The 26745-nt window shown below is 69.1% G+C and carries 25 protein-coding genes and 3 pseudogenes; 13 read left to right on the forward strand and 15 right to left on the reverse strand.

All coding sequences use genetic code 11. The features are described from left to right. The first annotated feature begins 226 nt into the window (after positions 1-226). Positions 227-787 carry a hypothetical protein gene (locus AB0959_RS18245; RefSeq protein WP_366827429.1) on the forward strand — a complete coding sequence of 187 codons (561 nt, stop codon included), beginning with the start codon at positions 227-229 and terminating at the stop codon, positions 785-787. 332 nt (positions 788-1119) lie between these two features. Here AB0959_RS18245 and AB0959_RS18250 read toward each other — a convergent pair whose 3' ends face one another. Then, a complete protein-coding gene (locus AB0959_RS18250) occupies positions 1120-1713 on the reverse strand; it encodes an isochorismatase family protein (RefSeq protein ID WP_366827430.1) in 594 nt (197 codons plus the stop codon). 160 nt (positions 1714-1873) lie between these two features. Further along, positions 1874-2452, reverse strand: coding sequence for a DUF1524 domain-containing protein (locus AB0959_RS18255; RefSeq protein WP_366827431.1), 579 nt, complete (start codon positions 2450-2452; stop codon positions 1874-1876). Positions 2453-2812: 360 nt separating this feature from the next. Between AB0959_RS18255 and AB0959_RS18260 the strand changes: the two genes are divergently transcribed. Continuing rightward, positions 2813-2980, forward strand: coding sequence for a peptidase inhibitor family I36 protein (locus AB0959_RS18260; protein WP_366827432.1), 168 nt, complete (start codon positions 2813-2815; stop codon positions 2978-2980). A 222-nt stretch (positions 2981-3202) separates the two neighbouring features. Here AB0959_RS18260 and AB0959_RS18265 read toward each other — a convergent pair whose 3' ends face one another. Continuing rightward, the gene (locus tag AB0959_RS18265) at positions 3203-3778 is read right to left on the reverse strand and encodes a PadR family transcriptional regulator (protein ID WP_366827433.1); all 576 of its coding nucleotides are present in this window, start codon (positions 3776-3778) and stop codon (positions 3203-3205) included. A gap of 131 nt (positions 3779-3909) precedes the next feature. Between AB0959_RS18265 and AB0959_RS18270 the strand changes: the two genes are divergently transcribed. The 6 genes from AB0959_RS18270 (at position 3910) to AB0959_RS18295 (ending at position 10566) form a co-directional block, all read left to right on the forward strand. Continuing rightward, positions 3910-4302, forward strand: coding sequence for a nuclear transport factor 2 family protein (locus tag AB0959_RS18270; protein ID WP_366827592.1), 393 nt, complete (start codon positions 3910-3912; stop codon positions 4300-4302). 295 nt (positions 4303-4597) lie between these two features. Beyond that, on the forward strand, positions 4598-5323 hold the full coding sequence (locus AB0959_RS18275; RefSeq protein ID WP_366827434.1) for a hypothetical protein: 726 nt from the start codon (positions 4598-4600) through the stop codon (positions 5321-5323). An 89-nt stretch (positions 5324-5412) separates the two neighbouring features. After that, entirely contained in the window at positions 5413-6216 is an 804-nt protein-coding gene (locus tag AB0959_RS18280) for a site-specific integrase (protein ID WP_366827436.1), read from the forward strand. A 35-nt stretch (positions 6217-6251) separates the two neighbouring features. Further along, positions 6252-6716 carry an NUDIX domain-containing protein gene (locus tag AB0959_RS18285; protein ID WP_366827437.1) on the forward strand — a complete coding sequence of 155 codons (465 nt, stop codon included), beginning with the start codon at positions 6252-6254 and terminating at the stop codon, positions 6714-6716. A gap of 252 nt (positions 6717-6968) precedes the next feature. Next, positions 6969-7298 (forward strand): trypco2 family protein, encoded by a 330-nt coding sequence (locus AB0959_RS18290; RefSeq protein WP_366827438.1) that lies wholly within the window; start codon positions 6969-6971, stop codon positions 7296-7298. A 49-nt stretch (positions 7299-7347) separates the two neighbouring features. Beyond that, positions 7348-10566, forward strand: a complete 3219-nt coding sequence (locus tag AB0959_RS18295; RefSeq protein ID WP_366827439.1) for a tetratricopeptide repeat protein — start codon at positions 7348-7350, stop codon at positions 10564-10566. 455 nt (positions 10567-11021) lie between these two features. Here AB0959_RS18295 and AB0959_RS18300 read toward each other — a convergent pair whose 3' ends face one another. Beyond that, positions 11022-11267, reverse strand: coding sequence for a hypothetical protein (locus tag AB0959_RS18300; RefSeq protein ID WP_366827601.1), 246 nt, complete (start codon positions 11265-11267; stop codon positions 11022-11024). Between AB0959_RS18300 and AB0959_RS18305 the strand changes: the two genes are divergently transcribed. Together AB0959_RS18305 and AB0959_RS18310 are read left to right on the forward strand one after the other, a co-directional pair. After that, positions 11235-11495, forward strand: coding sequence for a hypothetical protein (locus tag AB0959_RS18305; protein ID WP_366827440.1), 261 nt, complete (start codon positions 11235-11237; stop codon positions 11493-11495). The two genes, AB0959_RS18300 and AB0959_RS18305, sit on opposite strands and share 33 nt — an antisense overlap. A 5-nt stretch (positions 11496-11500) precedes the next feature. Continuing rightward, positions 11501-11944 carry an ATP-binding protein gene (locus tag AB0959_RS18310; protein ID WP_366827593.1) on the forward strand — a complete coding sequence of 148 codons (444 nt, stop codon included), beginning with the start codon at positions 11501-11503 and terminating at the stop codon, positions 11942-11944. A gap of 443 nt (positions 11945-12387) precedes the next feature. On the opposite strand, the pseudogene AB0959_RS18315 reads toward AB0959_RS18310, so the two are convergent. The 8 genes and pseudogenes from AB0959_RS18315 to AB0959_RS18350 all read right to left on the reverse strand — a co-directional run bounded on the left by AB0959_RS18315 (position 12388) and on the right by AB0959_RS18350 (position 20311). Further along, a pseudogene (locus AB0959_RS18315) lies at positions 12388-13123 on the reverse strand (A24 family peptidase). Positions 13124-13294: 171 nt separating this feature from the next. Further along, on the reverse strand, positions 13295-13666 hold the full coding sequence (locus AB0959_RS18320) for a fic family toxin-antitoxin system, toxin component (protein ID WP_366827441.1): 372 nt from the start codon (positions 13664-13666) through the stop codon (positions 13295-13297). Continuing rightward, complete coding sequence (locus tag AB0959_RS18325; RefSeq protein ID WP_366827442.1) at positions 13663-13917, reverse strand: hypothetical protein; 255 nt, start codon at positions 13915-13917, stop codon at positions 13663-13665. Before AB0959_RS18325 ends, AB0959_RS18320 begins: the two co-directional genes overlap by 4 nt. A 66-nt stretch (positions 13918-13983) precedes the next feature. After that, on the reverse strand, positions 13984-14139 hold the full coding sequence (locus tag AB0959_RS18330) for a hypothetical protein (protein ID WP_366827443.1): 156 nt from the start codon (positions 14137-14139) through the stop codon (positions 13984-13986). 1073 nt (positions 14140-15212) lie between these two features. After that, positions 15213-15437 (reverse strand): annotated as a pseudogene (locus tag AB0959_RS18335) (ABC transporter ATP-binding protein); the annotation flags it as partial. A gap of 154 nt (positions 15438-15591) precedes the next feature. Further along, positions 15592-19140 carry a SpoIIE family protein phosphatase gene (locus tag AB0959_RS18340; RefSeq protein WP_366827444.1) on the reverse strand — a complete coding sequence of 1183 codons (3549 nt, stop codon included), beginning with the start codon at positions 19138-19140 and terminating at the stop codon, positions 15592-15594. 149 nt (positions 19141-19289) lie between these two features. Continuing rightward, positions 19290-19874 (reverse strand): hypothetical protein, encoded by a 585-nt coding sequence (locus AB0959_RS18345; protein WP_366827445.1) that lies wholly within the window; start codon positions 19872-19874, stop codon positions 19290-19292. A 278-nt stretch (positions 19875-20152) separates the two neighbouring features. Further along, positions 20153-20311: a hypothetical protein gene (locus tag AB0959_RS18350; RefSeq protein WP_366827446.1), complete on the reverse strand. Its 159-nt coding sequence runs from the start codon at positions 20309-20311 to the stop codon at positions 20153-20155. Between the two features lie 293 nt (positions 20312-20604). Here AB0959_RS18350 and AB0959_RS18355 point away from each other — a divergent pair. After that, positions 20605-20847, forward strand: a pseudogene (locus AB0959_RS18355) (IS5/IS1182 family transposase); the annotation flags it as partial. A 154-nt stretch (positions 20848-21001) separates the two neighbouring features. Here AB0959_RS18355 and AB0959_RS18360 read toward each other — a convergent pair. Beyond that, a complete protein-coding gene (locus AB0959_RS18360) occupies positions 21002-21898 on the reverse strand; it encodes a helix-turn-helix transcriptional regulator (protein ID WP_366827447.1) in 897 nt (298 codons plus the stop codon). Positions 21899-22051: 153 nt separating this feature from the next. Between AB0959_RS18360 and AB0959_RS18365 the strand changes: the two genes are divergently transcribed. Continuing rightward, entirely contained in the window at positions 22052-23269 is a 1218-nt protein-coding gene (locus tag AB0959_RS18365; protein WP_366827448.1) for a Cmx/CmrA family chloramphenicol efflux MFS transporter, read from the forward strand. Between the two features lie 292 nt (positions 23270-23561). Here AB0959_RS18365 and AB0959_RS18370 read toward each other — a convergent pair whose 3' ends face one another. Together AB0959_RS18370 and AB0959_RS18375 are read right to left on the reverse strand one after the other, a co-directional pair. After that, positions 23562-23900: a thioredoxin domain-containing protein gene (locus tag AB0959_RS18370; protein WP_366827449.1), complete on the reverse strand. Its 339-nt coding sequence runs from the start codon at positions 23898-23900 to the stop codon at positions 23562-23564. 563 nt (positions 23901-24463) lie between these two features. Continuing rightward, a complete protein-coding gene (locus AB0959_RS18375) occupies positions 24464-25603 on the reverse strand; it encodes a helix-turn-helix domain-containing protein (RefSeq protein WP_366827450.1) in 1140 nt (379 codons plus the stop codon). Between the two features lie 86 nt (positions 25604-25689). Here AB0959_RS18375 and AB0959_RS18380 point away from each other — a divergent pair, with 86 nt between their 5' ends. Next, entirely contained in the window at positions 25690-26745 is a 1056-nt protein-coding gene (locus AB0959_RS18380) for a ferredoxin reductase (RefSeq protein WP_366827451.1), read from the forward strand.

Here is a 26745-nt window from a genome sequence, read left to right on the forward strand (position 1 = left end):
GGAACGACGCGACGACATCCACGAAGCCTTCCTCGGCCTCGCTACCTGCCTCATCACCCACCGCCACGTCAAACGCCTTTGTTAGGACCTCTAAGCCAACGCCGACGGGCGGCTGGAAGCCTTCGTCACGGGCACCAGCGGCCTGGAACACACCTGGCAGACCAGCCCCAACGGCGGGTGGGCGGGGTGGAACTCCCTCGGCGGCGCCGTCAGCGGCTGTCCCTCGGTGTTCGCCAACGCCGACGGACGCCTGGAAGTCTTCATCCTCGGCCCCGACAGAAGCGTGCGCCGCATCCGGCAGCAGAGCCCGGGCGGCACCTGGAGCGACTGGGCCTCCCTGGGCGGATACATGCAGGGCGAACCCGGCGTCTTCGCCAACGCCGACGGACGCTTGGAAGTCTTCGCCCCCGGCATGGACGGCAGCCTTCAGCACATCTGGCAGACCAGCCCCAACGGCGGCTGGGACGACTGGGCCTCCCTCGGCGGCAAAGTCTTCAGCAGACCCCACATCCACTGGGGCCAGGACAAGCGGCTCGTGGTCACCATCCGTGCGACCGACAACACCTGCGAGAGCATCCAGCAGGACGCCCCCAACAGCACCTGGAGCGCCTGGACCACTCTGGGCAGCGGCCTCAGCAGCGATGCCGTCCTCGGCCGCAACGCGGACGGTCACCTGGACACCTTCCACATCAGCTTCAGCACCGAGACGTACAACAAACGGCAGCCCAGCCGGACCGCCTGGGCCCCCGGCTGGAACCCACTCCTCGGCAGCCTCTCCAGTCTCTGACAGCACGAACACCGCGGTGAGTGTGGCGCCCCTGGCGGGTCGGGGCCGCTGCGGTGAACACCCACGGCACGGGCGGGAACTCGCCCACTCCGCCGCCGTTGCAACGGTGCTGCCCGTGCTTCTTCGCGTCCGCGCTCCGGCCGACAGGCGGCAGCGGCGGGCACCGACCACGCCCGCGAAGAAGCCCACGGCACCAAAGACTGCGCGGAATGCACCCGCCTGCACGGCGTCCTCGAGGACACTGGGCGCACCGGCCGGGGTGACAGAACCACCGAACCCGCCTGGCAGGCAGCTTAAACACCGCCTGCCAGGCGGCGCGCGGTGCTCGTCGATCAGGAGAGTACGACCGGATGGCCGGTCAGATGCACCCCCGCTCGCTTCATCTCGTCGACGGCCGCGCGGGTCGTGTCGGCAGCGACGCCGGCGGTGTAGCCGAGCAGGACACGGACGGCGAAGCCGGCACGGACGCCGTCCAGCGCGGTGGCCTTCACGCAGTGGTCGGTGGCGATGCCCACGACGTCCACCGCTGCGATCTTGCGGTCGTGCAGCCAGTCGGCAAGCGGGATTCCGCCCTCGGTCGATCCTTCGAAGCCGCTCTTCGAGGCCGAGTGGGCACCCTTGTAGAACACCTCGTCGACGGTGCCGTCCGCGGTGACGGGCGCGAAGTGGGGGTGGAAGTCGCCTCCCTCGGTTCCCACCACGCAGTGGACCGGGAACGAGGTCGAGAAGTCCGGACGGTCGGAGAAGTGCCCGCCCGGGTCGATGTGGTGGTCGCGTGTGGCGACCACCTGCGCGTACGCGCTGCCCGCCGACCGCCGAACTAGGTCGGCGATGGCCGCCGCGCGGTCCGCGCCGCCCTTCACCGGGATGCTGCCGCCCTCGCAGAAGTCCTTCTGCACATCCACCACGATCAGTCCACGCCGCACGGCTCGTCCTCTCTCTCACGCGATGCCAGTCCGCAGAATTGATGTCCACAGCCCAGATGGCTGTTGCCAGCGCTGGGCCAACTGCCCCGCCCGACCCTCCCAACGAGTCGGCCCCCTGGGGCCCGCTCACTGCGGGCGCGGGCCCCGCGCACCACCTTGGTCAGGGGACGGGGTTGACGGTGACGTCAGTGTCCGGGCACTCCGCGGCGATATGGCGCATTGCCGCCTGCTCTGCCGGGTCCACGGTCAGCTCCCAGGCGAGCTTGATGCCGACCTGGTCGGAGAGGTAGCGGCAGCGCTGGGAGGGGTTGTCGGGCACGATCCAGGTGCTCACGTCCTGGTCGGACTTCTGCCGGATGGAACGCTGGCTGACCGCCACCAGATGACGGTCATCGCCCAGGTAGTTGGCGTAGTCGACGCGGCGCTGCTTGGTCCACTGCGAGGCGCCGGAGTCGAAGGCCTCAGCGAGCGGCACCGCGTGGTCGATGTCGGTCTTGGTGACGTCGGTGTTGTCGTACCAGGAGTACCAGAGGCCTCCGGTGAGGGTGCAGCGTCCGGTCCTCGGCGGCGGCTCTATGGCTTCGGCCAGGAGCACCTCGGCCCTCGTGTTGCAGCCATCCCGGTCGGCGTCGATCCAACCGCCGAAGGACTGCTCCCCGTCGTAGCCCGCGCGGTCCTCCGCGGCGACGGGAAGCGTGTTCACCGCGTTGGCCAGTGGCAGGGTGTAGGCAGGCGCCACGAGGCTGGCGGCCTGAGCGACGGGACGGCGTTGAAGGTGGGCAGGACAGCGAGAGCGACAGCCGCGAAGGCGCGCGCAACGGTTCTGATCACCCACCCTTGATAACCGCCACCAGCCCCGCCGTAGGGGTGAGCAGTCGCAGAATCACCCGGCCGTGCGCATCAGTCGTACTGGCGAAACGAAACGCCTGGCCACCACAACCCGATACGCGGTCGTCACCGCGGTCCGCCTGCTACAGCAAAGGGTGGTGAGGTCTGCGCCGCCGTGACGCGTCACTCGATCCACAGCTCCGTTCCTCCGGTGGAGTGAACTGGCGGGGCAACCTGCCGCTCCAGCCCGCGGCGCCAGTATGTGTAGTGCGTGATCAAAAATGTGATGCGTGCCGCGGCCATCGCCGCCCTGGCCCTCTGCCCCATGGCTGTTCCGGCCTCCGCTTCCAGCACGCCCAGCCGGATGCAAGCCGCAATCGACTGCCCGTCCGGCTACGTGTGCATCTACCCCGAGATCAACTTCGGCGGTCAGCCGTAGAAACGCGACTACAGCGACCGCTGAGTGTGCGTCACCGCCAGCGGCGGCTCCATCCACGACCTGCGGGTGGCGACCGCATTCGGCCTCAGCAGGCTGGTCACGCGCTCCGAACGGGGCCGCACTCCGGGTACGGGGTTGCGGCCCCGTTCGGGCCGGGGTGGCCGCATCGCAGGTGGTTGATAATCACATCAGACGGGGATCTTCCGCGGGCCGTCTCGCGGGTCAGCTGTCCACCCGGAGCGAGGTCGCGCGCTGGTCGAGCATCCGCAGTGCCATGTCGCCCCACCGGAGGTTTTCCCGTTCGAAGGACATCCCGCGCAGCAGGGTGAGGTACGGGCCGATACGTGCGGCCTCGGCGAAGTACGCCTCCTCCGAGCGCCCGTCAAGCAGACGCTGCCGGAGTCGTTCGTATCGGGCGAGCTTGGCGGTCGCCCATTCCATGCGCTCGGTGATGGCCGTACGGACGGCCTCCCTGTCGCCAGCGTCCAGGCACTGCACCTTGACCAGCAACTCGTCCCGGATCACGGCCGGTCTACCCAAGGGCTCGGCGGTATAGGCACGCACTGCCTCCCTCCCGGCCGCCGTCAGTGAGAACAGCCGCTTGTTGGGACGGCGTTCCTGTTCGACGACGCGGGCCGTGACGAGTCCTTCGGCCTCCATGCGCTCCAGCTCCCGATAGAGCTGCTGGGGCGTCGACATCCAGAAGTTGGCGACCGTCGCGTCAAACCCCTTCGCGAGGTCGTAGCCGGACGCCTCACCCTCCAACAGAGCGGCCATCACCGCGTTCCGCAAAGCCATGGCCGCACGCTAGCACCGCAGTGAGTAGTCAACGAGGTGAACGATGGCCGCACTCACCTGTGGACATGGCACAGATGCGTCCTCTAGCCTCCATGGCACCTACTAAATTCGTTTAATATCGAGGCGAGTTGATGCACCCCTTCCGCAAAGCCGTCGAGAACGATGACATGGACGCCGTGGCCGCTCTGCTGGCCGACGACGTCGTCTTCACCAGCCCCGTGGCCTTCAAGCCGTACGCGGGCAAGGCGATCACCGCCGCGATTCTGCGCGGAGTGTCCCGCGTCTTCGAGGACCTCACCTACATCCGTGAGATCGCCAACCCCGACGGCCGCGACCACGCCTTCGTCTTCACCGCCACTGTCGCCGGCAAGAAGCTCCAGGGCTGCGACTTCCTGCACTTCGACGAGAACGGCAAGATCGACGACTTCACGGTGATGGTCCGCCCCCTCTCCGCCGCCCAGGCGCTGGCCGACGCCATGGGCGCCCAGTTCGAGCAGATCGCCCGGGAGGCCGCCGAACAGTGACCGCGACGACCGGCCTCAAGGCGATGGAAACCGATCAGGACCTCGGTAGCGTCCGGATCTGATGCCAGGCCACGCAGAGTCACGATCTCCATAGGCCCACCAGCGCGCGGTCGGCCGGGGCCGGCTCGGTGATCGTGGTTGTCGCGAAGGCGGATCGGATGCACGGTGGTGCGACCCGACGGTCTTCTCCACGGCCTCGGCGAGGTGACCTTCCTCCGCCAACGAGCCCCGCCCGCTACCGCGTGGCCAGGGCGCCGCCGAGCGCAGCGGCTTGTGCAGCCAGTTCGTCGCTGCCGTGAGCCGGCACGAGGTGAGCCAGGTCCACCGCGACCACGCCCTGTTCGACGTGGCCTTCGCCCTGACCTGCCACGGGCTCACCTTCGCCGACCTGAGCCCCGAAGCGATGCTGTATCACTCCCAGGAATGCCGCCGGCTCGGCCTCACGACCGCGAACATCGGCGATCCACGCCGCCACCAGGGCCAAGTGGCATGGCAGGTGCTGCACCGGATGGAGCACTTCCCCGATGGCACTCCTCCGAGGATGAAGGAGCTCCTCCTGCCTGGCCAGCGCAGTATCGAAGAGTTGGTGGCGTTCCGACCGATCGCCAGCGGGCCGGTACGGCAACTGATCATCGACTACCTCACTCGCCGGGCGAGCGAAGTCGACTACAGCACCTTGAAGAACCTCGCCAGGACCATCGCCCACACCTTCTGGCGGAAGATCGAAGCGATCAACCCGGGCCAGCACGATCTTCACATCGATCAGGCCGTCTACGCCCAGTGGAAGGCCGAGCTGCGACTCCGTGAGAACGGTAAGCCCCGCACCGACGCCGAGCACATCCTGTTGCAGGTCCGCTCCTTCTACCTGGACCTGCACAGCTGGGCCGTGGAAGAGCCCGAGCGGTGGGCCGCCTGGGCGGCCCCGTGCCCCATCTCGCGCGGCGACCTGCGCGGGTTCGGCGCTCGCTGTCGTCGTCTCCAGGAACGAACTGAGAAGGACTCGTCGAACTCTCACAATTAAGCGTACGTCAGTACCAACGACCTAACGGCGAGTTCATCGCACTCTTGGTGATAGCCCCGTCAAAGACCGATCGTGAACGCGTCATACCGATGTCAGCGGAGCTGTTCCATGTCATCGCCGCGATTATCCGGCGGCTCACCCGCCACAGCAGGAAAATCCCTCTACTCAGCCGCTACGACCAGCATGAAAAGACCTGGTCCGCACCCATGCCCTTCCTGTTCCAGCGACAGAGGGGCGGCACCAGGGCGGTCATCAGCCCTCAGCGGGTCCTCAGACTCCTGAGCCGACGGTGCGAAGCCCTGGCTGAGCAGCATGTCGGGTTCCATGGGTTGGTCTTCACGCCGCATGACTTTCGAAGGCTGTTCGCGACGGAACTCGTGAACAGCGGCCTACCCATCCACATCGGCGCAGCTCTACTCGGACATCTCAATCTTCAAACGACACGCGGATACGTCACCGTCTTCAACGAGGACGTCGTGCGGCACTATCAAGAATTCCTCCTGCGTCGCCGCACCCTTCGGCCTCAAGAAGAGTACCGAGCCGCGACGGGAGAGGAATGGGACGAGTTCGAAGAGCATTTCGACAAGAGAAAGGTTGAGCTCGGATCCTGCGGCCGACCATACGGGACACCGTGTGCGCATGAGCATGCTTGTATTCGTTGTCCAATGTTGCAAATTAGCCCAAAAATGATTCCTCGGCTTGATGAAATAGAAATAGATCTTCAGCAGCGTCGCGAGCGGGCCGAGCGCGAAGGCTGGCGCGGCGAGATCGAAGGCATTGATCTGACCATGTCGTTTCTACAGGCGAAACGGATCGAGGGCCTGAGGTCCCAGCGACTCGGCCAGCATGTCGACCTCGGCCTACCGAGCCCTGCGGCCGCTCGCCGAGACTGACCACAGTCGGCGGTGCTCTCTGTGAAGCTGGAGGCATGTCCACACCACGCCTTCGAGAGGCGGCCCGCGTCATCGTCCTGGATCGTGAAGATCGCGTCCTTCTCCTTCGATACGAGGGGAACGGGGGCTTTTGGGCGGTGCCTGGTGGGTCCTTGGAGCGGGGAGAGACCCACCTCGATGCTGCCCACCGGGAATTGCAGGAAGAGCTCGGGGTGATCGACGTGAAGGTCGGGCCCGAGGTGGCGGTCCGGATCAAGGACCACCTTGTCGGAGGCGAGGCGGCCCGGCAGGTGGAGAAATACTTCGTGGCCGTCGTGGATGCTGTAGCGATCGACCCGGCCCGGGCCAGCCAGCCTGACGACATCCGCGCTTGGCAGTGGTGGAGTCTGCACGAGATGCAGGAGACGGCTCAGACGATCTATCCGCTCGGCCTCGCGAAACTCATCATCAACTACCTCCGAAGCGGCCCGCCCACCACACCGATCGAACTGGCCGGGTAAGCGCTCACTCAGCTTGGCGCTATCTCGGCCATGCCGAGTTCTGCGACCCGGCTGATCCGGCTGATGCCGACGCAGAGACGGAGCACGGCGTGTAGGAACAACGGCTCACCCCTCGGTCCGGGGCCGTGTCAGGTTCTCGAAAATACGACGCTCTCGTCATGGTTTCCGCTGGTTCGTGCCGGGAGAATGCGTGTAGCCGGATACGCCTGCTGCCGTACGGCAGCAGGCGGGGTGAACAAGAGGGGGATTGTGGTGGGCGACGCAAGCGGTTCGGATCAGGAGTGGATGGACCTGGCGGACGCGATCACGCTGCTCCGGGATCAGATCGCCGAGGCACAGGACCGGATCGCCAGCCCTGCGGGCATCGGCCACCGGGCGGTGCTGTTCACGCTGGGGGAGATCACGCTGGAACTCGGCCTGGAGCTGACCGATACCAAGGGCGTCGACGGCGGACTGCGGTGGAGCGTGATCAGCCTGGGCGGGAAGAAGGAGAGCGGCAGCAAGGCCACCCACACGGTGACCGTGAAACTGACCCCGCACCGGCCCGGCGGCGGCGACCTCGACGTCAGCGACGAGGAGTAGACCCTCCGGACACGTACCGCAGACACCGACAAGGAAGCTGGGGCGGCTGGTGGAGATCGACCGGCGGGTGCAGATCCGGGTGGACCGGCTGGAGAAGGGGAAACGGAAGAGGGGGTTCGGCTCGGGCTACCTGGTCGCGTCGCGGCTGGTGCTGACCGCCGGCCACGTCCTGGACCACCTGGACCCGCATGCCGACAGCCCGGTGACGGTAACCCTGCCCGACGCCGGTGAGCAGGAGTTCCCTGCGGTTGTGCGCTGGCAGCGCACGGACGACGCCGTGGACGCCGCGCTGGTCGAGATCGCCGACGACCATGGCTGGCAGGTACCGCAGTCCCTCGGTGATCTGCTCACCCGGCCGCCCCAGCGCTACGGCCTCATCATCGGAACCCGCCCCCGGCAGGTCGCCGCGACCGGCTTCCCCCGTATGCAGAAGGACGCCACAGACGGCCGACGGTGGGACGAGCAGTTCTTCGGCGATATCGCCCCAGGGACTGGTTCCTTGGCGGGCCGCTACGAACTCATCGGCACCGACCCCACTTTCGCCGCGGCCGAAATCACTGGTGGCGGGAGCCGCTGGTCGGGCATCTCGGGTGCCGCAGTCCTCGCCGACGAAGGCTACGGCGAGGACCTGCTGTGCGGCGTCGTGCGCCGCGACCGCCAGGCCGACCTCGGCGGCACCCGCCTGACCGCCACCCCCGCAGCCCATCTCCTCGCCGACGAAGCCTTCCGCACGCTCATCACCGAGCACACGGGCTGGAAACCCGTCCTCGAACCGGTCGAACCTGCCCACCTGCTCAAGGATGCCGCCGTCGACCGCAGCCTCCCCTCCCCCGCCGCTCTTCTGCGCGCCGACGCCGAAGCCGTCGACTTCCAGGGCCGCGGCAGTGAACTCGCCGACCTGCAAGCGTGGTGCGAGAACGGCCCGCCCGCCATTCAGGTACGTGTGCTGACCGGACCTGGAGGACAGGGCAAGACCCGCCTCGCCCGCCGCCTCACCGACACCCTCGGCTGGCGCGGCTGGGTCACCGGGCATCTGCGCTCCGACCTCACCGACGACCTCGCCCCGGGCGCCGTCCCACCCGATTTCACGACCCTGGCCACATCTCTGGACCTGCTCCTGGTCGTCGACTATGCCGAGACCCGCCCCCGCCTGGTCTCCAGCCTCATCGCCCACCTGCACCGCTCCCGCCATCGCGTGCGCGTGCTGCTGCTCGCCCGCTCCGACGGCCTATGGCGCACCGGTTCCGCCGAGGCGGTCCCCGCTGTGCGGGAACTCCTCGAAAGTGCCCCGCCCATCCCGCTCGCCCCGCTCATCCCCACCAGCCAGCCCGCCCGGGACCGGTACGACGCTTTCCACCGCGCCGCCCACGACCTCGCCCGCCTGCTCCCGCTGCTTGACCTGCCCGCACACGACTGGATATCCCTGGCCGCCGCGCTCCGGCCCCCCGCGGACCTGCACGACTACCGCTACGACAATGTCCTCACCCTGCAGATGACCGCCTTGGTCGGCCTCCTGCAGCACGGACCGCAGCCTGTCGAGGCAGCCCCCGGTACCCCGCTGGAGAGCATTCTCCTCCTACACGAGAAGCGCTTCTGGAAAACCAGTGCGAAGGTGCCCGCCTACGAACTCAACCTGCCCGCCCCCACCCTGGGCGCCGCCGTGGCAGTGGCCGCCCTGTGCGGAGCCGGCACGCAGAAAGAGGCCCTGCGCGTCATCACAACCCTGCCCGGTTTGCCCGCCCATCTGACGCAGTCCGCCGCCGAGTGGCTCGCCTCCCTGTACCCGCCCGACGGCGACCGCTACTGGGGCTCCCTCCAACCCGACCGCATCGCCGAGTTCCACGCCTCCCACACCCTCACCAACCACAACATCACGCTGCCTACCCTGCCCATTCTTCTCGGCGCGGCAGCACCCGGCCAACAGGCTCAACTCATCACCGTCCTGGCCCGTGCCGCCATCGCCCACTACAACGCCGACCGTCCCACCGACAGCGCCCATGTCCTACGCACCCTGGGCGAGGCCTTGGAAACTGCCCCCCTCGCCTACCAAGCCCTCCAGACCGCGACAGACGCATTCCCTTACCCGTCCCGCATCATCGGCCCCCTCGCCCTTCAGCTCACCGCCGCCATGGTTGATGCCAACCAGCAACTCGCGGCGGGCGACCCGCCCGCCTACGGGCCCAACCTCGCGCTCTACCTGTCCAACCTCGGCAACCTTCTGGCGGACGAGGGGCGCCGAGGTGCGGCCCTGGCCGCCGCCGAGCAGGCGGTGGAGATCCGACGTCGGCTCGCGGTTGGCAACTCGGCCGTCTGCGAGTCTGCCCTCGCGGTCTCGCTGTCCAACTACGGCACGCATCTGGCGGACATGGGGCGACGGGACGAGGCCCTTTCAGTGGCCCGGGAGGCGATTGAGATTTACGACCGGCTAGCGGCGGGCACCCCTGGCGTCTCCGAGTCCGCCTTCGCACACGCGCTGTCCAACTACGGCACTCATCTGGCGGACATGGGGCGACGGGACGAGGCATTGGCCGTCGCCGAGCGGGCGGTGCAGATCTACGACCGGCTGGCGGTAGGCAACCCGGCCGTCTTCGAGCCCTACCTCGGCATTTCGCTGTCCAACCTCGGCAACCGGCTGGCGGGCGCGGGGCGCGGAGGTGAGGCATTGGCCGCCGCTGAGCGAGCGGTGCAGATCCACACCCAGCTGGCGGTGGACAACCCGGACGCCTTCGAGCCCGACCTGGCACGCTCCCTGTCCAACTACGGCTACCGGCTGGCCGGGGAGGGACACCGGGCTGAGGCCCTCGCCGTGGCCCAGCAGGCTGTGAAGATCCGATATCGGCTCGCGGCAGGCAACCCAGCCGCCTACGAACCCGACCTCGCGTACTCCCTGTCCGGCTTCGGCGCTCATCTGGCGGAGATGGGGCGACGGGACGAGGCCCTCACCGTGGCCCAGGAGGCAGTTAGGATTCACGACCGTCTGGCGGCGGGTAACCCTGCCGCCTACGAACCCAACCTCGCGCACTCGCTGACTGTCTACGCGAGACTTCTGGCGATGGAGGGGGATCGTTCCAGGGCGCTACGCGCGACGGGAGAGGCTGTGGAGCTTTTCCGCCGTCACGTTGCCACGATGCCGTCCATACTCCCGCGGCTTCATGCTGTGCTGGGCCTCCAGGCGGATCTGCTGGAGAGGCTCGGGCGTGAGGAGGAGGCGGAGGCAGTCCGACGCTGGCTCAGGGGGAATCGACTCCCGCCCGATTCTCATAATTGACCATCTGTGAGAGTTCTGCGAGAGCCCCGGAAGCAACCCGTAAATTCGCGACGCCTCCGATCGTGGACCTCACGCCCGATCAGGCACTATTGGTGGTAGAAGGTTACGACTGCCCGAACTGTGACGTGCCCGCCGGTAGCACCTGCCGCACCCGTGGGGCGGGAAGACCGCCGCGAAGTACCACACCCCGCGCATTCGTCCTCGTCCCCGCCCTCCGCGAGGACCTGGAGATCCCCGTCCCCGCCGACCGGCTCCCCGGCCGCGCGTGGAAGCAGGGTCCAGCGCTCGCCGTCGTGCCCGCGCCCCGCACGGAGCGACCGGTACGCATCGGGTAAGGCGAGGACGTCGACCGCCCGCCAGGAGCTGGCGAGCCAGCTCGAAGCCCCGAACGGTGCCGTCGTCAACCCCGCCACACCTCGCCACCCTGACCTGCACAAAGAGGATGACACAGCTTCTCAGCGCGTTCCGAAGGTCACCGGTGCGCTGGCTGGCTTGACTGGTGCAGAGAAGAAGCCGCCGTTCTCGTCATAGCGCAGCAGCAGGACGCGGTCATCGGCGTCCAGGACGATGGCGCGGGCGCCGGCTGCAACGTTCCCGTCGATTCCGACACCATCCGGCAGTCGTACGAAGCGGTTCTGTCGGCCTCGCGGTTCCCGGCGGGAGACGACGTGGAGAGGCTCGGTGGTCTGCTCCGCGGGCACATCGAGCTCCTGGTGCCCGAACTCGCCGGGATGGAGCCCCGCATGAGCGGTGCACAGCAGCGCATTGCCAGGCGCGTCCTCACCCGCACCCGCCACATACTGAAGGAGCCGATCGCCGGCTCACCTCGGGGCGTCTGGGACCTCGCCATCCAGTGCCGGGCCCTGCTCACCCTCCATGAGTATCCCGGCCTTCTGCGTGGGCGGCCCATCGCTGGTGGGCGGTCGTGACGACCATGACCGTGCCCCGGTCCCGGCCCCGGCCCCGGCCCCGGCCCCGGATGAAGGGGTATCCCGGCTACCGGCTGACCGCCGACCACGCCCCGGAGACGGCCGAGGAGGCTCGGCGGCTTGCGCGCGTCGCTCTGGCGATGTGGGGCCTGGACAACGAGGCCGAGACGGCCGCCCTGGTGATGTCCGAACTCGTGGCGAACGCCGTGCGCCACGCCCACGGCCCCAGGATCCGCCTGACGGTGAACCGCCCGGCCCTCGACCGGGTGTACCTCGCTGTCACCGACCGCTCCCCCGACCGGCATCCGGCACTGCTTACCCCTCGGAGGACGCCCTCTGCGGACGCGGGCTCCTCCTCATCGACGCCCTCGCCAACCGGTGGGGCTTCGACCTCCTCCGCTCCCGCCCCAGCCACCAGCCCTCCGCCAAAAGCGTGTGGGCAGAGCTGAAGGCGACACCGTGAACCCTGCGACGGCCCGGCCCCGGGCCATGTCCCGCTCTCGCTGACCTCCCCCAACTCCTTGTGACTGCGAAACAACGCATCTCGTCGGGATCCAGGCGATCCAACACTCCCCCGGCGGCTCTGTCTGAACCGCCTCAACCCGAACTCAACGGTGCATCGAACTACGCCAACTTTTGACATTGGCAGGTCATGCGATTCCCTGCCCCGGTGGCGAGTAGGCGCCGTCTTGGTACGCCCGTCGGCCGCGAGGAACCAGGCAAGCCCCGCGCCGAGCCGCCGTACGTCGCGCAAACCGCTGCCCTTCTCTCCGCGCAGGGCCGCCTGCGCGTCGGGGAAACCAGGAGAGGGATCCTCGACGTCGATAAGCAGGCGTCCCTTCTCCGTGAAGCACGCCGAGAGCGCGCAGGCGGTGATGTGAGGCAACCTCGTTCACAGAACGAGGGAGCCCAGGAGCACTCCGGCGGACGCTCCGGCGATGAGGAACGGGCCGAACGGGATCATCGCCTTGCGGTCGGCGCGGCGCGCAAGGGCGAGACCGACGCCGTACAGCGCACCAAGCAGGTATGCAGCGAACGTGCCGATGAGCAGGGCTCCCCAGCCGTACCAGCCGAGGACGGCTCCGAGCGCCGGGGCGAGCTTCACATCGCCGAAGCCGAAGCCCCTGGGGCTGATGAGGAACAGCAGCACATGGCAGGCGCCGAGCGTGAGGGAGCCGAGCAGCGCGGTCGTCCAGCTTCCGTCGGTGCCCGGCATCAGCGCCGCCAGGCCAAGCAGACTCAGCGTGATCGCGGCGAGCGGCAGCGTGAGAACGTCGGGCAACCGCTCCACCGTGAAGTCCACGATGGCGAGCAACATACCGAACGGGGCGATCAGCAGCCAGACCAGCAGTTCGGGGCGGGCGCCGGTGGCGGCCGCCAGGACGGCGCAGACCGCAGCCGTGACAGCGGAGATGGTGAGTGCGCTCGGCCCGTAGGCGTCACCGTCAGCGCATCGGGCCCGCCCCAGCCTTTCCCTCCCGGCCCCGGTGAAGAGGTGTCCGGCAGGGACACGCGGATCGCCATGGCTCGTCGGGCGGCACGGAAAGCCGGTGCACGGCGCGGGGTATGAGCAGGCCGGTACCAGCACCCCACAGGACTGCCGCCGCGGTGATCCAGAACGTCTTCACCAGAGGGACCCTGAGGCCGAGGTGATATTCGACAGCCAGACCGGTGGCCGTGCCAGAGCGGGGTGGACCGCCACCGGGGCGGTTCCACGAACGACAGGGCACAAGGTCATCATGCCTCTCGTCCTGCTCACCAGTAGGCCGGGCCTGAAGGCGATCAACGCTCGTCCGGGATCAGGGTTTCCAGGTGCGCAGGAAGGAGGCGATCCGGTCGGCGGTGCAGCGCGGATTGTTCAGCTCGTGGGCGAGTGCGGTGAGCTGTTCGCGGGTGGGGTCGACGGGGATGTTGCTGGCCTCGAGATACATGACGGCAACGGCACAGGCGACGGTGAGGTTCGAGCGTTCCAGCCAGCGGCAGCGGCCCAGGGTGTGCACCAGGGCGGCGGCGCGGGCGAAGGCTCCGTCGTAGACGGGAGTGTCGAGGAGTTCGCCGCGGTGACGGGCGACGGCTGCGATGGGCACGCCGTAGTCGTCGGCGGCCGGATCGCGGTGCCCGGCCCGCTCCGCTACTTCCAGGATCCAGGATTCGTCGACGTGCAGGATCACGCGGCGGCGCCCCGCTGCGGCTCGGCGTACGGGGCGTCGAGCTGTTGCTCCAGATCATCGAGGAAGCCGCCATGCTCATCGATGAGCCGCTGGGCGGCCGCCATGCCGGCGGCGCGGGCGCCGGTGGTGTCCTCGATGATGAGCCGCTCCACGTACCTGTTGAAGTCCAGCGAACGAGAGCGCGCGGCGGCTTTGCCGGCCTCCAGTACGTCCTCGTCCAGCCGGACCTGCGTCTGCTTTTTCGTGGTCACACCTCATGGTAGCAGGGTGGTAGCAGGCGTGGGCTGTGCCCAGGAGCGGTCAATGGCGGCGTCTCATCACTCGTGACAGAAACCGGGGGCGGGATCTCGGGCCTGCTCAGGATCAGGGGCGTCGAACCACTCCCCCTGCGCCGCGAGGTTGACCATGCCGAGCGCCTGATTGACCTGGCTGTCGCCGTCCTCGATGCCATCGAGGGAGTTGTCGAACGGCATCAGAACATCGTGGTCCTGTTTACCGACCACCAATGTGAGCAGATGGAGGCTGGCCCGCACTGATGCTTCGCGTAGCTGACAGCTTCGAAGACCCGTTCTCTTCCGCGCGGAGCGGTGACCCGGCATTCTGGCAGCGCCGGAGCGGCAGGCAGAAACCGGGGGACCAGCACAGGAGTGGTGTCAGCACTCCGCGGCCTCTCTGGTTCGTCGCCTGTGTGGCCGGATGCCCGGGAAGCACTCATGGAACTGCATGTCATTCTCGATGAGTGGTGTGAGGTCGCAGAGGAGACCAACGCCGTTGTTCGGCGGACTCTTGATGGTGATCGGCCACGTGTGGTGCGCCCTAGCCGTTTCAATCCGATTGGGCGTGTGGCGTTCCCCAGGGGCACCGTGTATCAAGCAGGCCGTGACCAGCACGTCCTCTTCGTTGACGCCATGAGGCGTGACACGGACGAGATTCTGCAGAACCAGGCGCCCTGGTGGCAGCGATGGCAAGGGTCCCGCCGCCATCAAGGCGCGCGCCGAAGCCCGCGGAACATGATGAAGCTGTACTGTCCAGGACTTCTGGATTCCTTTGAGTCGGCTGTCGATGGGCGAGCTCGATGGATCTTGGAGAATCCAGGAACCTGCCGGCCACGCTGTCCAGCCCGGACACGCCCACGGAGGTCGTGGAGAGGCTAGCCAGGGAGTTGGAGACAACCCTGGCTGCACTGCGCGATGCACGTCGACAACTGGGCGACTTGATCAGACAGGCATATCGGCTTGGGCCGTTGCCAGACGAAGCCTGAGGCTCAGGTGATCTCGCCTCCAGGTTTGCGTTGGCCGCCGGGCAGGACGCGCAGGGCAGCCAGGTGGCGTCGGCGGATGCGGCGGCCACGACGCGGGCTGCGAGGTCGGAGGCGCGGTCGACCTCGATGGCCCTGGCGAAATCGGGGAAGGCGCGGTCGCGGGCGGCCGCGTCCAGTACCGCCCGACGGGCGCACGGTGAGGCAGGTCAGTCGCCGCAGGATCAGCGGCGGGGCGGGGTGTCGTTGCCTGGCGACGGCACGGCACCCCGTGGTGGGAGGGGATGGTCAGCGGTCTTTGGAGAGTGCGTGGAGTTCGCCGAGAAGGCTGCCTTCGGTGACGATGAGCTCGTCGAAGGTGCCTTGTTCGCGGATCCGCCCGTGTTCGAGCACGATGACGCGGTCGGCCATGCGGACGTTGTCGAGGCGGTGGGTCACGACGATGGTGATCCGGTCGGCCGCGTGCTGTCTGAGCTGGTGGAAGATCTGGTGTTCCCCGCGGGCGTCCATCTTTATCTATAGCTGTCAAGTGTCGGTCCGAGTGGGACAGCATGGTTGTCTCCAGGCACGTGAGGCACGTTCTCAGCACGGGCCCCCCGAGGAACTTGCTGGCCCCAGAGCAATGAAGACGGTTCGTCAGCAGTGGATTGGCAAATCCGCAGCTTCCTTAGCAATGACTACGAGCAGTAGCGGTCGCTTGTTTGGCACTTCCGTCAGCCTGCGGGTCGCCGGTTCGACACGCTGGTTCGGCGGTGGCGGCGAGGAGGGCGCTGTCGTCGTCGACCCGGTCGGGGGTGTCCAGCAGCTCCAGGGCCCGTTCGGTGATCTGCTGGGGGTCGGTGCGGGCGGCGGCGGGCAGTGCGCCGCAGGTTTGGCGCAGGGCCGCCAGGCAATCGTCCAGGGACAGCGCCCGGTTTTCCACCAGGCCATCGGTGTATAGCAGCAAACTGGTGCCGGGCGGGAACGCCACCTCGCGGTCGACTGGGGTGCCGCCCAGTCCCAGCGGCAGCGCCGGGGACAGCTCCAGGTAGGCGGTGTCGGCGGCTACCAGCAGGGGCGGCAGGTGCCCGCTGGCGGCGTAGCGCAGGCCGTGGCGGTGTGGGTTGTAGACCGCGTACAGGCAGGTGGCGAAGCGGTCTGTGGCGAGCGACTGCAGGTAGGCGTCCAGCCTGGCCAGCACCTGGGCCGGGCTGGCGCCCTCCATCGCGAGGCTGTGCAGGGCGGAGCGGAGTTGGCCCATCACGGTGGCGGCTTCCACGTCGTGGCCCATGACGTCGCCGATGGCCAGCCCCACGGCACCATCGGGCAGCGCGAGCACGTCGTACCAATCGCCGCCGACCTCGGCGCCGCGGTTGCTGGCCCGGTAGTGGGTGGCCAGGCGCACCCCGGGCACCTGGGGCAGGCTGTGGGGCAGCAGGGCGCGCTGCAGGGTCAGGGCGAGGCGGCGCTCGTTGTGGTACCGGGTGGCGTTGTCGTAGGCGAGGGCCAGGCGGTGGGCGAGGTTCTCCAGATACTTGTGCTCGACCGCGGAGTAGCCGGTGTGCCGGACCAGTACCAGGGCCCCCAGTGTCTGGTCGTGGGCGTGCAGCGGCAGGGCCAGCACGGCGGCGGGCGCCGGGTGCGGGACGGCTGGGGCTGGGGCAGTGCCGTTGATCGCGTGGGTGGCGGCGGTGGCCAGGGCCTCGCGGGCAAGAAGAGGGGTGCCTGCGATGTACGTCGGGGGCGACTGCGCCGGGGCGGGTGCCGCGGCGGCGAGGTGGATGCTGATCTGGTCGGCGAAGTCGGGCAGCAGGATCTGTCCGGCAGTCTGCAGTATCTGGTCCGGGTCGAGGGTGGCGGACAGCCGCAGGCCCGTGTCGGCCAGAGTGGCCAGCACGGCCAGCTGGTTGCGGGTCTCGGTCAGGACCTGTTCACGCAGCTGGGACAGTTCCAACCCGGTGCGGACGCGCGCCAGCAGCTGGCGCGCGGAGAAGGGTTTGGCCAGATAGTCGTCGGCGCCGGCCTGTCGGCCCTGCACGGCTTCCTCCTCGCCGGCGCGGGCGGTGAGCAGGACGATGGGCAGACGGGCGGTGCGCGGGTCGGCGCGCAGCGCCCGGACCAACTCGAAGCCGTCCATGCCGGGCATCATCACGTCGCTGAGCACCAGTTCCACCGGCTGCGCCACGGCCAAGTCCAGGGCGGCTTGGCCGTCGGCGGCGAGCAGCACGTCGTAGTCGGGCTGCAGGAGCTGGGTGAGGTAGGCGCGCATGTCGGCGTTGTCGTCGACGACCAGCAGGCGGGCCGGGTGGAGGCGGTCGGTTTCGTGCGGGCCGGGGCCGTGGGGGGCATCGTGGGTCGCGGGGGCGTGCGGGGTGCTTGCCGCGGGGGTGGCGGCGGGGACGGGGTCGGCCGCCAGCCAGCCCAGCGCCTCGTCCACATAGGCCGCTGCGCGACCGGGCCGGCCGCCTCCGCCTTCGCTGGGGGATCCTGCGCCGGCCGCGGGCGGGGCCGGGCGGGGCCCGGCGGCGAAGGGGAGGTCCACGGTGACGGTGGTGCCCTGAGCGGGCCGGCTGTCCACGCTGACGGTGCCGCCGTGCGCTTCCACCAGGTCCTTCACCAGCACCAGGCCGAGGCCGCTGCCCTCGTGGGAGCGGGAGCGGGCGCCGCGGATCCGGTGGAAGCGCTCGAACAGGCGCGGCAGCTCGTCAGTGGGAATGCCGGTGCCGGTGTCGGTCAGGGTCAGCCGGGCCCGGTCGCCGGCCGCGGCCACCTGCACCCGGGCGCCGCCGGTGAAGGTGAACTTCAGGGCGTTACTGAGCAGGTTGAGGATGATCTTCTCCCACATCTCCCGGTCCAGGGACACCGGCTTGGGCAGCGGCGGGCAGTCCACCTCCAGCGTCAGCCCGGCCGCTTCGAAGGCGGAGCGGAACACCCCGGCCAGCTCGGCCGTGGCACCGGCGAGGTCGACCGGCTCGAAGGCCGGGTGCATCTGCCCGGCCTCGGCCCTGGCGACGTCCAGGAGGGTGTTGACCTGCTTCAGTAGGCGCAGGGCGCCGCGTTCGGCCAGCTCCAGCTGCTCGCGCCGCTCGGGCCGGTCCTCGTCGGCCAGGGCCTGCTGGAGCGGGCCCAGGAGCAGGGTGAGCGGGGTGCGCAACTCGTGGCTGACGTTGGCGAAGAAGGTGGTCTTGGCCCGGTCCAGCTCGGCCAGCGCCTCCGCCCGCCGCCGCTGCTCGTCGTGGGCGAGCGCGGCCGTCAGCGCCCCGGCCACGGCGGCGGCGAGCACCTCCAAGAAGTCCCGGTAGGCCCCGGCCGGTGGGTAGCAGGGGTTGACGCCCACCACCAGGACGCCTCCCACCTGCCCCGCACAGTCCAGGGGCAGAGCCAGCGCCTGCTCGACCGGGAGCCGGGAGGCCGCGGCGTGCTGCCCGGCGGTGTTGCCGCCGGTGAGCGCGGCAGCCGGCAGCGTGGCAGGGGCGCCGTCGGCGACGACCTGCGCCAGCCGGGTCGCGATCTTTGACCCGTCGGCCGCACTCAGCGAGACAGCCTCGGGCGCCGGCCGGAGCCCGGCGGAGGCCGCCGACCGCAGCATCCCCGGCCCGGAGGCCAGGTACAGGCCCAGAAACGGGATCTCCTCGGGATAGGAGCCCAGCACCTCCGCGACTACGCGGGCGACCTCGTCCGGGGTGGGCAGCCCGGCGGTGCGGGCGCCGGTCTCGCTCAGCAGGCGCAGCCGGCGCTCGCCCAGCACCCGGCCGGTGGTCTCGGTGAGGATCTGCAGCACGCCACCGGCGGTGCCGTCGTCCAGCAGCACGGGCTGGAAGGAGGAGTCGAAGTAGCACTGCTCCAAAAAGCCGTGGCGCTCCATGATGAGCGGCTCATCCGGGATCAGCAGGGGCTTGCGGGTGTCGGTCACATAGTGGAAGTGGGAACTCACAGGGGCCCAGACCTCGGGGAACACCTCCTTGTAGGGTTTGCCGAGCGCCCAGGGGTGTTTGGCGCCGGGAATGGGTGCGGCGCCCAGGTTGTACAGCGTGACGAATTCGGCGCCCCAGTACAGAGCCATCCCGTGCTCAGAGGTGAGCATGAGGCGCAGGGTGTCCACCAGGGGCCCCGGCCAGGACTCGGAGGGCCCGAGCGGTGTCGCCGCCCAGTCGATCCCGGCCAGGAGTTCGCCGAACGCGCCGGCCTCGGCGAACATCCGGGCCGCCGCGGTACGCGGGTCATCAGGCCGGGTCATCGAGAAATCTTCCTCCTGGCGCCTATCTCATCCGCGCGCGCCCTCCTAAGGTTGCCGACGGCCACTCACTGCGGACCTTGCGGGCAGATCGGACGCCGGATCCGACGGTTCTGGCTACGCCCCTGCCAGAATTACAAGGTTAAAATAATTTAAAAGGTGATTTGCCAGCAGTGTACGCCTGCAGCCGCCCGCGGACGGCGGCGATCGTCGACTCGCAGTCGCTGTGGGCGGCCGACACCGTCGGCCCCGACGGTGTCGGCCGGGACGGCGGGAAGAATGTGGCGGGCCGCGAAGGGCAGGTCGTGGACTGCCTGGGCTTGCTGGACAGTGAGCCGACGGCCGTCCACCAGCGGCAGCTGGCAGCCGTCCAGGATCAGTGCGCGTGCTGCGCAGTCAACGAGACTCATCGGCTGGTCGAAGCGGCAGTCCCGGAACTCCACAGGTACAGCGATGGAGGCGTTGGACAGGTTGACATCCCCACTCACTCGGACTCCGACCATACGAAGTGCTGCGGCCTTCCCAGGCAGGGCGGGCGGCGGAGCCACCAGCAGGGAAGAAATCACAAGCCCCCGCACCTCCTGCCCCTGCTGCTCCTCTCCCACCACTGCCGTGGAGGTCCGGCCGCCGTATCCACCGTCGAAGGCGGTGCCGCTGCGATATGCCTGGCACAGCATTCGCTCGGCGGGCGACAGCTCAAGCTCCTCCAAGAGCCCAAGGTTCTCGTCTCTCAGCACTGTTACTCCTCTTCATTGAGCAGACCCATCTCGCCCGCACCGTGGACCTTGTGTTTCCCGCTGTAGTGGCGCCGATGGTCTTTCCCGGTGCGGCGCCGGGTGCGGATCAGGGTGCCGTCCAGCAGGACGACGTGGCCACCTTTCGGATGACCCTCTTCAGCGCACGGTTCAGGCGCTCGGCCCGCGCGGTTGAACTTCCCGTCGGCGTACACGTTGATGTCGCCCTGGCAAGATTTTCGTGAAGCTGGAATGTGCCACCGTGTGCCTCTGGCGCTCCGTCACGGGTAGCGGCGTCGGAGCAAGACCATGAGGATGACGCGCTGGCGTAGCAGCGGCATCCCTGCGCGTCTGGCCGTGATCCGTTTCTGGAGTTTCAGGTCGGTGATGCAGCCTTCGTTGACACCGGAGTTGAACGGGGTGGTGGTGCCCTCCACCACTGCGGGCTGGTCCTCACGGATCGCGTGGGTGGGCTGGCCAGGGCCGGGAGGCGAGCGACTGTAAGTCGATCGAGCCAGTCCGGCAGCGGGGCGGCGTCGCGGGCGTCGGGCATGGCAGCGAACTGACGGACCAGATCGTGGGTGCGGTCCAGTTCAGGGCAATGCTCGAAAAGCCCCCGAGGGGGCGTTAGGTCCGTTTCTGGTAGATGCCTCGTCCGGGTTGGGTGAGGAAGTCTTGGCGGGTGAGGCGTCCGAGGCGGCTTCGGGTCACGTTCAAGGCCGGGCGTTGGTTGGGCGGCCAAGCGGCCGGGCGCTCACCGGTCGACCGGGGCAAGCAGGGCATAAAGCGCTCAGGCATGACCGAGGGCTACGCCTGGCAAAACGCCTTCCACCGGCTCGCCCGCTGCTACTCACGTCGGACCAGCGTGATCGAAGCCTTCTTCGACCTCGCCGACACCGTCATCACTGTTCGTAGCCTGATCCGACGGGCATGGACCAGCCACCGCTGGGATGCACGCCCCCAACGCCGACCATGACCATCCGCCTATCCGCGCGACCTCTGAAGTACGGCATCCCCTGGATCTCCCTCACCATCGCCCTTGTCATCAGTGCCGTTTCCTGCTGACGCCGGCGAGGCGCACGCGCGCCGGTTCGAGTACACGCCCGGCTGACCGGGCACAGCCGCGCGCGTCACTCCGGGCGGACGACGTCGTCCGCCCCGAGGGCGCGGGACGCGTCGTGGCCGCAGGTGGCGTCGGGGGCGCTCCAGCTGGCGAGGAGGGCGAGGGCCTGGGCGGAGCCGGGTTCGGCGGTGTACACGCACACGGTCTGGTGCGGATCGGACGGCAGGGCGAGCGTCTCGTGGTGCAGGGTGAGTTCGCCGACCACCGGGTGGTGGAAGCGCTGTGTTCCGTGGGCGCACAGGGCCACTCGGTGGCTGTGCCACCAGGTGGCGACCTCCGGGACTTTGACGATCGCCTCACCGATGAGTTCGTTCAGCCGGGCGTCGTCGGGGTGGCGCCCGGTCACCAGTCGCAGATCGGCGACGACGCGTTCCGCCACCTCGTCCCAGTTCGTGTACAGCTCGCGGGCGGCGGGGTCGAGGAGGACGTAGCGGGCGAAGTTGCGTTCGCGGTACGGAATTGCGTCCCAGTCGGTGATCAGGGCGCGGGCCAGCTGGTTGGCGGCCAGCACGTCCTGCCGGTGGTTCGCGACGAAGGCGGGCGTGACGCCGTTGAGAACGTCCAGCATCCGATGGACCTCGGGCCGTGTTCGCTGCACACGCTCCGGGCGCCGGGGGCGCGCGGTGCGGGACCGGGCGAGATCGAGGAGGTGTGCGCATTCGTCGTCGTCCAGACGCAGAGCACGGGCCACGGCGTCCAGGACGGCCTCGGAGACGTTGGGGTGGCGGCCCTGTTCGAGCCGTGTGTAGTAGTCCGTACTCACGCCGGCCCGGTGCGCGACCTCCTCACGCCGCAGGCCCGGCACCCTGCGCACACCGCCGCCCGGGGCCACGCCCACGTCGGCCGGGCTCAGGCGCGCCCGGCGTGCGCGAAGGAAGTCTCCCAGTTCAGCGTTCTGCTCCATCAGTTCAGTATTCGCCCGCGCCGCGCCGATCACCCGGCCCAGGGTGGCCCAGCCGGACCCGGGCTCGGCTGAGCCACTTTCGCGGGCCGACCCGCCCCGCGACGGCGTGAACCTGGAGAGCAAGGCAGTCCCGACGTAGGGAGCACCCCCACCATGCCCTTCATCGCGTACGTCCTCGGGTTCGGCGCCTTCGCCCAGGGCACCTCGGAGTTCATGCTCTCCGGGCTGTTGCCGTCCATGGCCGGCGATCTGGACGTCTCCCTTTCCGAGGCGGGTCTGCTGGTCTCGGCGTTCGCCGCCGGGATGGTGGCCGGCGCGCCGCTGCTGGCCCTGGCCACCTTGAGGCTGCCCCGCCGCGAAGCGCTGGTCGGTTTTCAAGCGGTGTTCGTCGCCGGGCACGTGGCTGCCGCGCTCGTGCCCCACTTCGGCTTCCTGATGGTCCTGCGGGTGGTCACGGGGATGGCGTACGCGGGGTTCTGGGCGTTGGCCTCGGTCGCCGCGGTCTCCCTGGTCTCCGCCGACCGGCGTGGCAAGGCCATGTCCGTGGTCATGTCCGGGCTGAGCCTGTCCATGATCCTCGGAGTGCCGGCCGGGGCGCTGCTGGCCCAGCACGCGGACTGGCGGGGAACGTTCTGGGCGGTGGCCGTGATGACGGCGCTGTCCGCCGTCACGGTGCTGTTCGCTCTGCCCGCCGGACGCGACACCACAGCTGAGCGGCTGAGGCTGCGCGTCGAGCTGCGCTCCCTGGCCGTGCCCCGGCTGTGGGTCGCCTACGCCACCACCTCGCTGACCGTCTCCACCACCATCGCGGTCTTCTCCTACCTGGGAGCCCTCCTCCAGGACGTCACGGGTCTCTCCGAAAGGCTCGTCCCGGTGGTGCTCGGGCTGTACGGGGTGGGGGCTCTGGTCGGCCTCACGGTGGGCGGCCGCAGTGCCGACCGGGCGCCGTTCGGTGTGCTGGTGACCGGTATGGGCACTGCCGCGGTCGTGGCCGCCGCCATCACGCCGGCCGCAAGCATCCCCTCGCTGGTGATTCCGCTCACGGTGCTCCTCGCAGCCGGAGGCTTCGCGACCAACCCGGCTGTGAACACCCGGGTGTTCGGCATCCTGGGCGAGACCAGGACGCTGGGCGGCGCGATGAACATCGCCGCCTTCAACGTCGGCATCACCGTTGCCCCTTGGGTGTCCGGCCTAGTCATCGACGCGGCCCCGGGCCTGTCGGGCATCGGCTGGGTCGGCGCGGCCTTCGCCCTGGCGGCGGTCGCGAGCACGCTGCTGGACCGGCGCCTCACTCACCGCGACCGGCGCGCGACACCCGCCCCGGCCCCGGACGACCCCGCAGTCCCGCGGTCCACCACCACCTCCAGGTGAGTCGGCCGCGATGGCGTAGCCCGCCCTCGGCGCCTGCTCAATACTCACTACCCGTGGCTTTCGGGCCCTGGTGCCTGAGCATGCCGGACGGGTGGTTCTGCGCTCGCGACGGGACACGGGCATGATGCCGTCGTTCCCGGAACTCATGTCCGGCAGCAGGCAGTTGCCGGATGCGACGGCGCTGGACGGCGTTATGGACCTGTCAGGGTGTCTCAGCCCCAAGGTGGCTCAGGCGGCGCGGCTCCCATGGACGAGACGTGAGGGCGTCGCGGCCGCGTGCCTCAGCGGCCGCTCAGAGGTGGCCGTCCAGTAACTTCCGTACCTCGGCGATGGTCATAGGCCCCGTGCCGTGCGCCACCGCCTCTGCCTCCTTCAGCAGGACGTAGGACGGAGCTGCGGTGATCCCGTACCGCTTCGTTGCGGCCGGACAACGCGTGATGTCGGCGCGGACGGCCGTCAGGCGGCCCGTGTAGTCGTCCGCGATGCCGCCCACGACGAGGTCCATCACCCGGCAGGGCTCGATCGCCTTGGGCCATGTCCCGATGAAGTAGGCGAGGACCGGAACTCCGCTCATCTTGAGGATGAAATTGAACTCCGCGTCCTCACGGGGTCGGTGAACCCGCTTCGCCATGGCAGCTCCTGACCTCACGTTCCGTCATTCTTTATCCCCATCATCCCTCGCGCGGTGTGCCAGGCCGGCCCGGTCGGTCGTCCGGTTGACCTGTCGGAAGGCAGGCACGGGGCCGTCGCAGAACCACGGTGGTCCCCGGCGCGAGCGGCCCGGCCCCCGCCCCTGGTGACCCGGCCTGGCCGCCCCGCCGGTCACCCAGCTGCAGCCCGCCGCGCGCCCGTGGGTCAGCTCGTGCCAGGACAGCGCCCTCCACGACGACATGAAAGCCCATTCCCAGGGCATGGCGGCCCAGATCAGCGGCCAGATGCTCGATGAGCGCGTCGACGAGCGGGCCGGTGCGCATCGTCCAGCGGATCCAGTCGAGCCGTGTCCGCCACCGCGCTTGTCAGAGACAGCGCCCCCGACGGGCTTCCCGAGGCCTTGTCCGGTCTTCCCATCAACCCCCGGTCTCAGCTGGCTCATACCGCTCTTGCCCGGGCCGCAGGAGCCGGCTGATGGCACCGAGAACGAGGCACGATTCCTGGACCGCTCGCGGACGCGGTCGTGGACGGTCGAAGTACGCGTCAGCCGGCCCGAAGTCCGACCGCCAGCGTCAGTTCAAGGACCCGGTGCGGCGATGCGAGATCCGGAAACAGCTCCCGCAGCTGCGACATCCGGTACCGGACTGTCTGAGGATGGACGAACAACGCAGCCGCCACCTCCTCCCGCCTGCCCTGGTGCAGCAACCACGCCCGCAACGTCTCCTCCAGCCGCCGTGCGGTCGCGACAGGCAAGGTCCGCAACGGTGCGAGGGCTCGGTCACGCAGGTCTGCGAACGCGTCCGCGTCGGCGCTCAGCACCAGTTCGGGCAGGTGATCCTCAGTGTCGCGAATATCGGAGGAGAGCAAGCGGGCGCGTGCGGCGCGTGCGTATGAGGCGGACGCTCGAGTCCATGGCCGGGCCGGGCCGACCACGGCGGTGCGGTCGGTCAGCTGCCGCAAGAGATGTGATCGGTCGGCGTCGGGGACGAGCAGCACACCGGTGGCGTCCGGCAGATCGTCGAGGACGAGGGTGCTCGCGTCGAGCGCGCGGTAGGCAGGCCGGGCCTGGGCGGCGGGCAGCAGGACCGCGGTCAGCGAAAGGGGAGGCTGCCACCCGGCCCGTTGAGCAGAGACCAGCAGCACGTCCGGGCTCGCGCCGGCGAGGAGGTCGCGAGCCAGGTGCTCCAGGTGGCGCTCGTGATCCCTGCCCCGGGCGGCCAGTTCGTCGGCGTGGCCCGCGGCGCTCGCCGCGGAGAGCTCGTCGATGTAGGCGAAGGTCAGCTCGGCGAACTTGGCGACCTCGGCGGCGGGCAGACCCGCGGGTACGGCACCCGCTGCCAGGCATCTCCAGGCCACGCGGGCACCGACGCGGTAGGCGCTGAGCAGGGCGTCCATCGAACGGCCGTCGCGGACCTCGCCGCGGCCCAGCTCGTAGGCCGCGTCACCGCCGTCGCCGCCCGTGGCGTTCCCGCTCGCGAGGTCCAGGTAGTGCCCCAGGGCGGTGCGGACGGCCCGGCGGATGGTGGCGCCCATGTGGCCCGAGAGGGCGTTGGCGTAGGGAGGGACCTCGTCGATGATCGCCTGGACGACCTCGTCGGCGGTGGCCTTCAGCGCGGCCCGAAGTACGGTGACCGTCGTCTCATCCAGGGCCAGTTCGCTGGCCCTCCGGATAACATGGCTCACGTTTTATTCCCTGCGAACAATTCCACCGACCAGATTTACGTCCTACGGTCAGGACTTTACGCCCTGAGACGCAGCAAGCTGGAGCCATGACGAGTACAGCCCTCCGCAGCAGGGCGTGGAAACTACTGGAGATGGTCACGACGCCGCTGCTGCCGTCTGACTACCTCGACCTGGTCAGCCCGCTGCGCGCGGGCGCTGACCTGCGGGGGCGCATCGAGGCCGTGCACCCCGAGACGGGTGAGGCCGCGACCATCGTGATCAGACCGGGACGGGGCTGGCGCGGCCACACGGCCGGTCAGTACGTGCGGATCGGTGTCGACGTCGACGGGGTGCGCCTGTGGCGTGCCTACTCCATCACCTCACCGGCTAACCGCCAGGACGGCCGCGTCACGATCACCGTGAAGGCGATCGAGGATGGCAAGGTCAGCAACCACCTGGTCCGCAGGGCGACACCGGGCACGCTGATCCAGCTCGACCAGGCGACCGGTGACTTCGTGCTGCCGCAGACCAAGCCCGCCAAGGTGCTCTACCTGACGGCCGGCAGCGGCATCACGCCCGTGATGGGCATGCTGCGCGACACCGAGTTCGACGACGTCGTCATGGTCCACTGCGCGCCACAGCCGCACGACGTGATCTTCCGCGACGAACTGCACGACCTGGTCGCGGACAAGAAGCTGCGGCTCACCGAGGTGCACACCGACACAGACGGCATGCTCGACATCGCCCGTCTCGGCGAACTCGTGCCCGACTGGGCCGAGCGGGAGACCTGGGCGTGCGGGCCCGCGGGCCTGCTCGACGCCGCCGAAGAGCACTGGAGCGAGCACGGCGTCCAAGAGCGCCTGCACACCGAACGCTTCCGCCCCAGCATCGTCGCCGCCGGCGACGGCGGCGAGGTCACGTTCAGCGCCACCGGCAAGAGTGTCGACGCGGACGGCGCCACGCCGTTGCTGGACGTCGGCGAAGAGGCCGGCGTGCTCATGCCCTCCGGGTGCCGCATGGGCATCTGCTTCGGCTGCGTCACGCCGCTCAAGGCGGGCGCCGTCCGCGACCTGCGCACCGGCGAGATCACCGAGGCCGAACCGGGCGTCCTCATCCAGACCTGCGTGTCCGCCGCCGCGGGCCCCTGTGACATCGAACGGTAG

Origin of the sequence: Streptomyces sp. NPDC046862, assembly GCF_040704615.1 — a bacterium.
Classification (GTDB): Bacteria; Actinomycetota; Actinomycetes; order Streptomycetales; family Streptomycetaceae; genus Streptomyces.